Origin of the sequence: Gracilibacillus kekensis (assembly GCF_900143085.1) — a bacterium.
GTDB classification, from domain to species: domain Bacteria; phylum Bacillota; class Bacilli; order Bacillales; family Amphibacillaceae; genus Gracilibacillus; species Gracilibacillus kekensis.
On record NZ_FRCZ01000001.1, the window covers coordinates 873,387 to 886,045 of the forward strand.

Consider the following 12,659-nt stretch of genomic DNA (forward strand, 5'->3'; position numbering starts at 1 on the left):
ACTTTCACTATGCTCGATGAAACTAATCTTAATGCGGGGTATTAAGGACGTACATCGCAATAAAGATAGACTACTATTTTAGGAGAGAAAACATGAGAAATTCATTATTTGCTGCAACAGAATGGATAACCCGATTCGCTTATGTCAATATTTTATGGATGGCTTTTACCATAGTAGGCCTTGGTATATTTGGTCTTTTTCCTGCCACAGTTGCAATGTTCACTTTAATTAGACAATGGATCATGGGAAATACAGATGAACCTGTCTTCACCCGCTTTTGGCAAACATATAGAAAGGAATTCCTCAAAAGCAACTTGATAGGATTAGTGTTTTATGTAATCGGTCTACTTTTTTATATTAATTTTCAGTTCATTCAGTTTTATCAGGGTGGATTCTATGACGTTGTTAAAGTACCCTTATATATTTTTATGCTAGCAATTTCTTTAACATTGTTATATATTATACCAACATTTGTTCATTATGAATTACGTTTCTTAGATATTTGGAAAAATGCTTTTCTTGTTATGCTTATTCACCCCCTACACAATATCTCTATGGTAGTTGGTGCTGGTGCTGTATTATACGTAATGTATTCGTTCCCAGGATCTTTGTTCTTTTTTGGTGCTAGTTTAGTCGGTTATATTATAATGGGGACCTGTTATCATGCATTTAGAAAAGTCGCAGTAAAAAAAGAAACAATAGTAGAAGACAATGCCGGAACATAAATGTTTTTTTAAATAAAACACAAATGAAGTAATAATTTTGACATGGGGTGTGTGCTTAAAAACCGCTATGGCTTGTCCACTTCTCTTTCCATGGTTTTTTCTCCTCAGCACTTTGGTAAGCAAAGATCACTTACCAAAGTGGATCTTCGGATAAAAATATCCCATAGGAATAGAAGCGGACGTCTACGCTGATTTGATACTCTACTACGCTAGCATGAGATAGCATTACGTCATTTCTATTATGAAAAAAAGAAATAATAGGGAACCAGCTCAAAATGCTATCTGTCATAGTAGTTGTAGAACAAATATATTAGCGCAGGCCGTCCACTATCACTCCTGTGGGAACATTTTTCCTGAAGATCCACTTTTTTTAGCGTTCTTTGCTTAAAAAAGTTAGCTGAAGGGAAAACTCCACGGAAAGGAAAGTGGGCAGCCGGAGCGGATGCTTAACAGACGATACATTTCAAAATTACCACTCCTACTACGCAGAAAAATCCAAACGATTTGTTTGGATTTTTCTAGTTATAGAATTCTATTGTCCCAAGCTCGTTTACTTTTAAATAACGTACTAATTTTGATTTGGTCTATCCCTTTACAGAACCTGCAGCAATACCTTCTACAATACGGTCACTTAATACTAAAAAGGCAATTAATACTGGTATGATACTTATCATTAATGTAGCACCAATTGCACCCCAGTCTGTAGAATACTGCCCAATAAAGTTTTGAATACCTACTGTTAAGGTCTTCCATTTATCTGAACTGATAAAGGTATTAACAAAGACAAATTCATTCCAATTATAAATCATGTTAATGATCGCTGTTGTTGCCATAACAGGTGTTGTCATTGGCAGCGTAATTTGGAAGAAAATACGGTGTACAGAGCAGCCATCAACAACCGCTGCCTCTTCGATTTCTTTAGGTAATGTATAATAGAAACCTAACAATATCATAATCGTTAATGGTAAATTAAATGCTGTATATGCAAGGATTAGCGATAACGGGTGGTTCACTATATTCAACTCTAAGAAAAAAGCAAATAACGGGATTAGAGCAGAGTGAATCGGCACCATTAAGCCAACCATAAATAAACCTAACGTCAATTTATTCAGTTTCCAATTCATACGGGTAATCGCAAATGTCACAAAACTTGCTAACAGTAATGTCAATACTACTGAAGTAACAGTTATCCATACACTGTTAAAAAAGTAGACATTAATATTGCCATTTTCCCACACATTCAGGTAATTCACCCATTGTGGGTCCTGTGGTAAAGCAAATGGAGATAAACCGAAAACCTCTGTATTTGTTTTTAACGAGAACATTGCTAGCCATATTAATGGATATAATTGAAAAAGGGCAACAACGATTAAGCAAATATAGAGAAGAATCATCCCGATTCTAGTCAACATCGTTTTTTCATTTTGCCCTTCATTTTGAATCTGAGCCATCTGTCTTCCATCCTTCCTAGTATTGAACTTCATCTTCCGACGCAGTAAGTTTGCGAGTAATCCATGTCACAATTAGTGTAATAATTAGTAAGAAAAAGGCAATTGCACTACCATAACCGAAATCAAAAGTATCAAATGCTTTTTTATACATGTAGGAGGCAATTACTTCACTTGCTCCGTTTGGCCCTCCACCTGTCATAACGTAGATTAAATCAAAGTATTTTAATGATCCTACGATTGCTAGTACGATGGTAACTTTTATAACACCAGAAATTAAAGGAACCTTAATTTTATATGCAATTTGAACAGGATTAGCACCATCAATACGCGCTGCCTCGATTAGTTCTTCTGGAATACCTTTGAGTGCAGCATAATAAATGATGATATAGAAACCAGCATATTGCCACAGTATGGCAACAAAAATTGCGTATAAAACTAAATCGGTGTCAGCTAACCAAACTGGTGGGTTCTCCATACCAAATGAAGATAATAAACTATTTAATACCCCGTTATTTGGATCGTAAATTTTTACCCATAATTGTGCAATCGCAACTGAAGATAGCAACATGGGAATTAAATAAATTTTTCTTAATATATTCGAACCTTTGATTTTACCTGCTAAAATCAAAGATACGATTAAATAGCCTGCTAAACTTATTGTTGAGAATATTGCTAATAAGAATGAGTGCCAAGCACTTTCCCAAAATTTTGCATCTTGAATTAATACTTTATAGTTTTCTAATCCTATAAATGTCATTTCTCCAATACCGTTCCATTCCATTAAACCATAATACCCTGTTATTAGCATCGGCCCGTAAATAACAGCCATTACCAAAACAAGAGCTGGCAGAACGTATAAAGCAATGACTGCCTTATTTGACATTACTTTGTTCATCGTTATTGCTCCTTTATGTCGTAATATCGCATTTTTATTTCAATTATTAGATTTCATTAAATCCAGAGAATGTTCAGTAACTCCCGTTCTCCAATTTAAAATATAGGATATGCTAGACATCCGCTTCGGCTGACCATTTCGCTTCCATTGGGAAATGGTCAGCCGTAACGGTTGCAAGCACTTATAACTTTTTATAGTTACCACATTGGTACGTGTACATTTTTGTTTATCACGGCGCTTACCGTCCGCAATGCCCGCTCTGTACGTTAAAAGAATTAACAAAGAGTCTAGTGGGTATTATCGGACGGTAGCCATGATCGTACGTTTCGTCAACAATAAATTGGGAGTACTATACTCCCAATTTATTGAAGCTTCACCTTATTCTCCTGAAGATATTGCTTCTTCATGATTTTGTGCGAATTCTTCAGGTGTAACAGCGTCACCGAATAGTGCTTGAATCATATCCAAGTGAGTCTCCGCTGCAGCAGCGCTTAACTGAACATCAGCATATAGTGTGATATTAGACGCTTCATTTAGATCATTTAGTACATCAACATACATTTGAGGTAAATCTACACTTTCAGTATCCACTTTAGTTGCTGGAATAACACCTGCTTTTTCAACAGACTGTTCTCCCCATTTTTGTACGAAGAATGAAACAAACTCTTTTGCTTCGTCTTTTACTTCCGAGTTTTCAGCAACAAACATACCAACACCAGGACCACCGACAAAGCTATCTCGATCACCTTCTCCACCTTCTACGATCGGGAATTTCATATAATCGATAGAGTCTTTAAATTCTTGTGAATTTTCTTCACTTGTTGTGAATTCAGGTAAATCCCATGATCCCATTAGATACATAGCAGCTTGTTCATTAAGGAAGTAACCTTTTGCTTCATCATTTCCTAAACCATTAAATCCATTTAGGAATGCTCCCATATCTACTAAGTTTTTCACTTCTTCTGCCGCTTCAATTAAAGCTGGGTCTTCAAAGCTCGCCTCACCTAGGATTGCATCATTTAATAATTGAGCTCCACCAATACGATCTGCAAGATACATATACCACATTGAACCAGTCCATCGATCTTTGTTACCAAGTGCGATAGGAGTTACGCCATTATCCACTAATGTCTGTGAAACTTCTTTGAATTCTTCAAATGTTTCAGGAACTTCTACTCCATTTTCTTCAAAAATTCGTTTGTTGTAATATAGAGGTGTAATGTTTAGCTCTAAAGGTAAACCATAAGTTGTTCCGTCTAAAGCATAAGCTTCTGCTGTCCCAGGAACGAACATGTCATTTAATGGACCTTCTAATAAGTCATCTAAAGAAGCAAACATATTACCGCTTACATATGGCTCTAAAAATCCTGCTGCCCAAGTCATACCAACATCTGGTAGTTCATTAGAAGTCGATAATACTTTTAGTTTTTCTTTATATTGTTCATTACTTAAAATTTCTACTTCTACAGATACATTCTCATTTTCTGCTTCGAAATCTGCAATAATCTCGTTTACAATATCATGGTGTTGTTTTGAACTTCCTTCAGGCCATAAGTGCATAAACTCGATTGTTTTTTCCTCTCCACTTGAATCGCTTTCATTTTCTTCACTTGTAGATTCAGCGTCAGTGTTTTCTCCGCCTGTTTCTTGTTCTGAATCAGAATCTCCACCGCATGCTGCAAGCGCAAACAATAGAACTAATGCAAATGAAAATAATATTTTCTTTGATAGATCTTTCATTTGAATATACCCCCATATAAAATAAGTTTTTTAAGTACTCTTAAAGTGTAGCACCAAGGGTGTTCTATTGTAAGGTAACAACGATTAGGTAAAATACCACTTATTTTAGGAATCGCTTTCATTCATTTTTCTGAATCCATTTGGTGTCGTACTTTCAAATTGCTTAAACAATTTAATAAAATATTTTGATGTTTGATAACCACTCTGCTCGGCAATTTCAGATACTGTCAGGTCAGTAGAAAGAAGTAACCTTTTAGCCTCTTGAATTCTCTTTCTTGTTAGATACTCACTAAAGGTAACTTCTAACTCTTCTTTAAACAACGCACTTAAATAACTAGCGTTTAAATGTACTTGGCTTGCTACTTCCTTTAATGTTAACTCTTGATTAAAATGTTGATCAATATAATCCATCGCTTCTTTTACGCCTCTATTGTACTTACTCAACTGTTGCATTTCGATTAATTTATCATCCACAATTTTATTGAAAATGTCTGTTTTTTCCCGTTGCTTATCAATATCCATGGCTTTCTCAATTGCTTCCATCAATTTTTCTTTAGCTATCGGCTTTAACAAATAATTGACTACCCCAAGTTCAAGTGCTTCGTGGGCATATTCAAATTCAGAATAGGCAGAAATAACTATAACCACTGGATCTTGCGCCTTTTTCTTGAGTTGTTTCAGTAACTCTAAACCTGAGACTTCCGGCATCCGTATATCTGTAATAAGTACATGTATTTTTTCATGATTAATAAGATTTAATGCCTCTTCTGCGTTTTCCGCTGTAATAACCTGATAATGATGTTCAGTAGATCTTTCTATTGTTTTTTTAATACCTTGCCGGCTTCTAGGTTCATCGTCTACCACAAGAATTACCTTTTCATTCACACTAATGACCTCCTTATACTGGAATTTCGAAACTTACCATTGTTCCTTTCCCCTCTTCACTCGCAATGGTAATCTCCCTACACCTTTCCGATTCATAATACATCCTTAAGCGTTGTTGGACATTCTGTAATGCTAGGCCATGTTGTTTTTGTTGACTCAGACCGCCCTCCATCAATTTCTTAACTTCAGCTAATTTCTCATCACTCATCCCTGGACCATTATCTGCAACTACAATTCTTAGTCTATTAACATGAGATACCTTCTCAATAGTTACTGTAATATGACTATTACCAACAACATTTCCGGCTCCATGTAAAATTGCGTTTTCTACAAAAGGTTGGATCATCAATTTTGGAATCATCACATGTAACCATTCCGGATCGACATCTTTCTCCCAATTCAATCGGTCTCCAAAACGCATTCGCATAATCTTCATATATCTTTCAATATGATCCAATTCTTCCTTAATTGTTACCCATTCATCTTGATTTTCTTTAGTTATCGTATAACGGAATAACTCTGACATTGCTAGTACAACATTGGCAAGTTCTTCTTCCTCTTTTTCATCTAAAGACCAGTATAATGCGTCCAATGTATTAAAAAGAAAATGAGGATGAATTTGGGCCTGTAATGCCTTTAGTTCGGTTCTGTTTTTAATAATTTCTTTTTCATACACCATTTGTACTAAATAATTGGTTTCTGCTGCTAATTGGTTATAAGTCTGATTTAATTCATTAATCTCATTTGTAGAATTCACGACAGGATTATGTGCAAGTACCCCTTCACCTGCTGTTCTCATTGTCTTAGTAAGTCTTGTAATTGGTTTTGTAATAAACGTAGACAAAAAAAGTGAAGAAATGAAAAAAATCAATAATCCAATAACTCCAGCAATCAATATACCTGATTGCACAGTGGAAATACCTGAGGTCAATTGATTAACTGGTGATAAATTATACATTGTCCATCCAGTTAATGGTGAAGTTTCTTTAACTAACATATATTCCTGGTTATTAATATCTATCTTTTCTGATTTTTCAGCTAGTATTTTTTCAAAATCGTCTCCATGATAATTACTTACAATCATTTCATTCATTTCGTCTACCAAAATAGTAATATCTTTCGTTTCACCATCTTGCTGGTTAGGGTTTAATTGAAAATAACTCCGATTGACTCGTGCGATTATATAGCCACCATGCTTAAAATTATCATCTATTAAATTAATCTGCCTTCCTACTAGAAAGTAGTTTTGATCCAAAGGGTCTTCACCTAACCAAATTAAACGACCTCCTTGTTCATTTGCCCGAATAATCCATTGAGGGTCAATACGATCTAATAAAATGGTAGAATCAATCGGAATAATTCTTTTGTACTCATCATTGTAAATCTCAATGGAATAAATGCCATCTGCATTTGCCTGAATCAGGTTTGTTGTACTCATTAACGATTGTCTGTTATTAAACGAGGTAATTTCTCCTCTTGATTCCATTAACAAAGCTTCCTGAACTTCTTCATTTGTTAATACTTGCTTTGTAACCATATTCAATTGCTCAAATAATGAATCATAACGTCCTGATGATTCTATTACAGTCTGTTTTATTTGATCTTCCGCATTACCTTGAAGCAAATCCTCCACTAAGATATAGGTGATAGTGCTTACAATAAATAGTACAATAAACATCACAATCAAATAGACAACCAATAACTGGTTTCGTAACGTATTCCATTTTTTTATATAATTAAACATGTACAACACTCCATGAGAACTCATACTTTGTTCAACCGATAACCTAAGTAATAGTATTATTATACTATGAAAAAGTAAATCAGGAAACTATTGATTATAATAAACTCATGCTATTTTATATACAATCGACAGAACCTGCTCACTAGTGAATTTAGTATGAAGAAATCTGAAAAGTATTTATCTTATGTTAAAGTGAATAAGGGGATAGGTTCAGCATGTGCTAACAAATGGGGATGTCCGCTTTTTTTATAGATAGAATACGAAGTCTCTTATGTGTTAATTATCAAATAAAAGCACTACGTTAAGGGATCGTTTAACGTAGTGCTTTTATTACCTCTAATCCTTTTTCTTGTAATTCACTCACATCTTGATCGGACACATTACTATCCGTAATAATACGTTGCACATTTGATAGTGTTGTTACATAGGCAAAGGCCTGAAGGTGAAATTTATGATGGTTTGCTAATATATACGTTGTATCTGCTATATCGATCATTTTTTGTTTCACTCTAGCTTGTTGTTCGTTTGATTCACTAAAACCTTTTTCAAAATGGATTCCCTTACTCGACAGGAATGCTTTATTTACATGATATAAATCAAGTGAACGCTCTGCCAATGGTCCCACGTAGGATAGAGACCTTGTTAACAATGTCCCGCCAGTAGAGATAACTGTAATACGATTCTTTTTACTTAATTCCAAAACAACATTAACAGCGTTGGTTAATACGGTAATCGGAATATTGGGTAAGTTTTTAGCGACATACCATGCTGTTGTACTTGCATCCAACAGAATTTTATCTGACTCTACAATATGTTTAACGGCTTCTTGGGCTATCTCTTTTTTTTCTTCCATATACATTACTTCTCGTTCTTGGAATGGCCTCTCTGGTCCATGATTGTCGGACTCAATACTCACAGCTCCGCCATGACTTCTAGCTAACTTTTTATCGGTTTCTAATTTCTCTAAATCTCGACGAATTGTCTCATCTGTAACAGAAAAAAGTTGTGCAAGTTCTGATACTCGTATACTTTTTTTCTGATTAACGACTTCTACAATCCTTTGATGCCTTTCTGCAACTAACATTCGATTCTCCTGCCTTCTTCAATCGTAACATTTCTATTACTGACTATATGAAATAATTGGAAACAATTCAAGCTTTTCGCTATTTTAAGTGAAACACTTCCTGGTCGATAAGATACATTTTCGGGTCACCTTTTTCATCCATTGCCAAAATATCACTCATGAATTCTTGCCATTTGCGGTTGGCAGGGTTTCTTTCTAGCTCTTTCATAGCTCGATGATAATCATCAACTTCCATATAGGCATATAGTTTAGTACCATCCATAAAAATACTGTAATTACTAATTCCCACTTCTTTTAATGCTTTCAGTAACTCTGAATGTACGGACTGATGGCGTCTTTTGTATTCTTCTTCAGAACCTTCCTTACATTCCATAATAAACATATAACGCGCCATGCCTATTCCTCCTTTTTTGATTGAAAACGTATACAAATACCCGTTTAATTTTTATTTATGTTTGTTTTTATTCTATCACAGAAGAAAACAAAAATAAAAAAAGAGATTGATACATAAATAATTTCCTTAACTTCAAACATGCTTGATGCAATATTTATATTGATGCGCAATATAAGGATACTACGCAACAAATAATGTAGTAATTTTGAAATTTTTTTAACTGGTTAACATCCGCTCCGGCTGCCCACTTTCCTTTCCGTGGTTTTTTTCCTTCAGCTAACTTTACCAAGCAAAGATCGCTTGAAAAAGTGGATCTTCAGGTAAAACGTTCCCACAGGAGTGAAAGTGGGCGGCCTGCGCTAATATAATGGTTCTACAACTATTGTGACAGTTAACATTTTGAGCCTGTTACTCCAATAAACGAATTTTTCACATGAAAGTAATATCATAATGCAACCTCATGCTAGCGTTGTATAATATCAAATTAGCGCAGGCGTCCACTTCGACTCCTGAGGGATTAGCATGATCTGAAGATCCACTTTGAAAAGTGTTTTTCTTTTCAAAGTTAGCTGAAGAGCATGCCCCTCGGAAAGCGAAATGGGCAAGCCGTAGCGGTTGATACGCTCATAATAACTGTTAAAATTACCGCGTTAGTTATTGCGCAGTATCTTCCTAAGACGCATAAAATTCCAAGCGCATGCATATTAAAGGCTTATTCATTGGGATTTACTAATTATAAAATTCTTCTGTCCCTGTCTTTAAAAAAGACTCTAAATAATGGTAAACTCCTTGCTGATCATTAGTATATTCTGTCTCTTCTTTCACTAAATTCTTAATTTGTTCTGTTGCGTTTTTCATTGCGACCGGATATCCCACATATTTCATCATTGGAATATCATTATTACTATCTCCTATTGCCATCGTTTCTTTTGGATTAATTTGATAATGGTTTAATAATGCTTGTATACCTGTTGATTTATTCACATTTTCCACCATTACTTCTACATTATGGGCAGAAGATGATGAGGTAGTGAAATCTGTTTCTTTTTTCATTTCTTCTAGTTTTTTAATCCATGCTTTCATTGTGTGACGCTCATTATGGAAGCAATACATTTTAGCATATTTCTGTGTTGGCAAATTGTCAGTCCACAAAATTTCATCCTTGATTGCTGCTTGTCTTTCTAGCCATTCACTTATCGCTACTTCGTCTGGCTTAACCCCGCTGATCATTTGACTCATAAAGGGTTGATCTTGCTTTAAAGCAAGCCTTTCACCATCATTTGGATGTGCTTCATAATATATATTATTTTCTCTCGCAGACTGGATTACTCTATCTACCAGTTCTATAGATAAAGTATGTTCTAATAATTTCTCACCATCCACATACGTGATCATGCCATTCGCTGTCACAAACCCATCTAAAACTAGATCTCGTGGTGCAGAATCAAAGATTTCGTTATAGGAACGTCCAGTTACGATAAATGTTCGAACTCCAAGTTTCCTGATGTATTGAATGATATTTAACGTTTGTTCCGTTAATTGATTTTGATTATTTAGCAGCGTACCATCCATATCTAAACAAATAGCTTTTGGAAAAAAGGTCATGTTTTGTCCCCCTTATTAGTTAGCAGACCTTAGTATAGCATGAATTAAGAACAACAATAACTGAGAACAAGCTCATCAATATTGAATGAGCTTGTTGAAGAAATTATTTTCTGGTTGTGTTTATAGGATGTAAGTTTTTTTCGATTTCGTTTCTTTTCTCTTCTAAGAATGGAGGTAACGCTACGTTCTCCCCAAGATGATTTACGTCTTCGTCTGTTGCGAAACCAGGTCCATCTGTCGCTAATTCGAATAAAATTCCATTTGGTTCTCGAAAGTAAAGTGATTGAAAATAGTACCGATCTACTAAACCAGAATTAGCGAGCCTCTCCTTACTAATTTTATCCTTCCAATTAGAAAGCTCCTGATAATCTGCAACACGGAAGGCCACATGGTGTACACTACCTCTTCCTGGTCGCTCTTTTGATAAATCATCCCGAACTTCCACATGAATTTCCGCACCTGTTCCACCTTCACCTGTTTCAAAAACCTGAATATCTGGTTGTCCCTTTTCATAAGCTGGATAGGAGCCACTTTCTCGAAATCCTAAAATATCTTGCAACACTCGTTTTGTTGGTTCTAAATCTGGTACTGTTAATCGGACGGGGCCTAAACCAGTAATCCCAAATTTCTGCGGGACAGTGCTTTTATCCCAAGGAATACCAGCTTCTACCCCTTGATTGGATTGATCGGAAACAAGTACGATTCGCTGTCCTTCATGATCTTGAAAGGATAATGCTTTTCGGTTAAATTGGTCCGAGATGCCATCGTGAACAACATCAAATTGATCCAATCGCTCCTCCCAATATTTTAACGCTTGATCATTTGCTACTCTTAAAGATGTATACGAAATGCTATTATTTCCTGGATATGTGTGCCCCGCTCCTTTAATTTCAAAAAAGGTTAAGTCTGTACCAGGACGACCTACTTCATCTGCATAAAATAAATGATACATACTTGGATCATCTTGATTCACTGTTTTTTTTACTAATCGCATTCCTAATATATCTGTATAGAATTGGTAATTTTTTTTAGCATTAGCTGTGATTGCTGAAACATGATGGATTCCTTTTAGTTCCATTGATTTTCCTCCTCGTTTTCCTAAGATGTTGCTTCTATTATATACGATTCATTATCTCGAATCCAAAATAAAGAGAGTTATTTAGAGATTACTATACTTATCGGAGTTTTAGCATCCTTTTATCCTAGTGACAGTTATGGCGTAACAAAAGCATCTTGACTTATTTATCTTTTTTGTTAAAATTTTTATAAGTTCATACGTGTAATCACTACTAGGGGTGCCTTTAAGTATAGGCTGAGAGAAAAGCGCTAAAAAGCTTTTCAACTCTTAAGGACCTGATCTGGTTTATGCCAGCGGAGGGAAGTAGCTAAACTAAATTGGTATAGCCAGGTCCTTTTTTATAAGGATCTGGTTTTTCTTTTTTCCTTACAAGTACTGTTTACACGCTATTTTTAAAAAGGAGGAAAAGAAGTGAATCGCACATTATTATTAACAACCATGGCTGTTTTTATTGCAATTGGTACCATTGGTTCACAATTTTTATGGTTTCCGACTGGAATTGCGAAAGCATACCCTGTTCAGCACGCGGTAAATGTAATGGCAGCTGTAACATTAGGACCCGTCCCAGCTATTATTATTGCCTTTATCATAGGTTTATTGCGAAATTTACTAGGGCTTGGTACATTATTAGCTTTTCCGGGAGGAATGATTGGCGCACTTCTTGCAGGGGTGTTCTATCGTTGGACAAAAAAGAAAACATTAGCAGGTGTTGGTGAAATTATAGGCACTGGTGTTGTTGGAGCACTATTATCGGTTCCTTACGCAAAAGTTTTAATGGATACACCTGTAGGTGCACTAGCTTTCTTACCTGGTTTTCTTGTCAGTAGTATTACAGGGGCAATTATTGGTTTGTTAATTTTATCCCGATTAAAAAATACCTCCATTATGCAACAACCTGTGTCAAACAAATAAGAAAAGCGCAGAGCCCCCGCTTAGAAACGTAGCGACTGGAGCGCATCAACTGAGATAAAGGAATCACGGTGAGTTTACGAGCCGATGATGACTTATCGTAAGGTGATTCGTGAAATCGCCTAGTTTCTGGGGGCTCGGAGCTAGAC

Annotated in this window: 11 protein-coding genes and 1 riboswitch; of the genes, 2 read left to right on the top strand and 9 right to left on the bottom strand. The window is 35.6% G+C overall.

All coding sequences use genetic code 11. The annotated features are described in order from the left end of the window. The first annotated feature begins 92 nt into the window (after positions 1 to 92). The gene (locus tag BUC25_RS03975) at positions 93 to 725 is read left to right on the top strand and encodes a YesL family protein (RefSeq protein ID WP_073199858.1); all 633 of its coding nucleotides are present in this window, start codon (positions 93 to 95) and stop codon (positions 723 to 725) included. Positions 726 to 1,309: 584 nt separating this feature from the next. Here the strand turns inward: BUC25_RS03975 and BUC25_RS03980 are convergent. The 9 genes from BUC25_RS03980 to BUC25_RS04020 form a co-directional block, all read right to left on the bottom strand. Then, a complete protein-coding gene (locus BUC25_RS03980) occupies positions 1,310 to 2,176 on the bottom strand; it encodes a carbohydrate ABC transporter permease (protein WP_073199860.1) in 867 nt (288 codons plus the stop codon). Positions 2,177 to 2,192: 16 nt separating this feature from the next. After that, positions 2,193 to 3,071 carry a carbohydrate ABC transporter permease gene (locus tag BUC25_RS03985; protein ID WP_073199862.1) on the bottom strand — a complete coding sequence of 293 codons (879 nt, stop codon included), beginning with the start codon at positions 3,069 to 3,071 and terminating at the stop codon, positions 2,193 to 2,195. Between the two features lie 378 nt (positions 3,072 to 3,449). Continuing rightward, on the bottom strand, positions 3,450 to 4,811 hold the full coding sequence (locus tag BUC25_RS03990) for an extracellular solute-binding protein (RefSeq protein WP_073199864.1): 1,362 nt from the start codon (positions 4,809 to 4,811) through the stop codon (positions 3,450 to 3,452). Positions 4,812 to 4,916: 105 nt separating this feature from the next. Next, positions 4,917 to 5,696, bottom strand: a complete 780-nt coding sequence (locus tag BUC25_RS03995; RefSeq protein WP_073199866.1) for a response regulator transcription factor — start codon at positions 5,694 to 5,696, stop codon at positions 4,917 to 4,919. A 13-nt stretch (positions 5,697 to 5,709) separates the two neighbouring features. Beyond that, positions 5,710 to 7,440, bottom strand: coding sequence for a sensor histidine kinase (locus tag BUC25_RS04000; protein ID WP_073199868.1), 1,731 nt, complete (start codon positions 7,438 to 7,440; stop codon positions 5,710 to 5,712). 313 nt (positions 7,441 to 7,753) lie between these two features. After that, positions 7,754 to 8,524 (bottom strand): DeoR/GlpR family DNA-binding transcription regulator, encoded by a 771-nt coding sequence (locus BUC25_RS04005; protein WP_073199870.1) that lies wholly within the window; start codon positions 8,522 to 8,524, stop codon positions 7,754 to 7,756. Between the two features lie 79 nt (positions 8,525 to 8,603). Beyond that, the gene (locus BUC25_RS04010) at positions 8,604 to 8,918 is read right to left on the bottom strand and encodes an L-rhamnose mutarotase (RefSeq protein ID WP_073199872.1); all 315 of its coding nucleotides are present in this window, start codon (positions 8,916 to 8,918) and stop codon (positions 8,604 to 8,606) included. Positions 8,919 to 9,647: 729 nt separating this feature from the next. Beyond that, complete coding sequence (locus BUC25_RS04015) at positions 9,648 to 10,523, bottom strand: Cof-type HAD-IIB family hydrolase (protein WP_073199874.1); 876 nt, start codon at positions 10,521 to 10,523, stop codon at positions 9,648 to 9,650. 103 nt (positions 10,524 to 10,626) lie between these two features. Further along, positions 10,627 to 11,601 carry a ring-cleaving dioxygenase gene (locus BUC25_RS04020; protein ID WP_073199876.1) on the bottom strand — a complete coding sequence of 325 codons (975 nt, stop codon included), beginning with the start codon at positions 11,599 to 11,601 and terminating at the stop codon, positions 10,627 to 10,629. 203 nt (positions 11,602 to 11,804) lie between these two features. Continuing rightward, positions 11,805 to 11,920: riboswitch (TPP riboswitch) on the top strand. A 92-nt stretch (positions 11,921 to 12,012) separates the two neighbouring features. Here BUC25_RS04020 and thiW point away from each other — a divergent pair. Next, on the top strand, positions 12,013 to 12,513 hold the full coding sequence (gene thiW / locus BUC25_RS04025) for an energy coupling factor transporter S component ThiW (protein ID WP_073199878.1): 501 nt from the start codon (positions 12,013 to 12,015) through the stop codon (positions 12,511 to 12,513). Positions 12,514 to 12,659 lie beyond the last annotated feature (146 nt).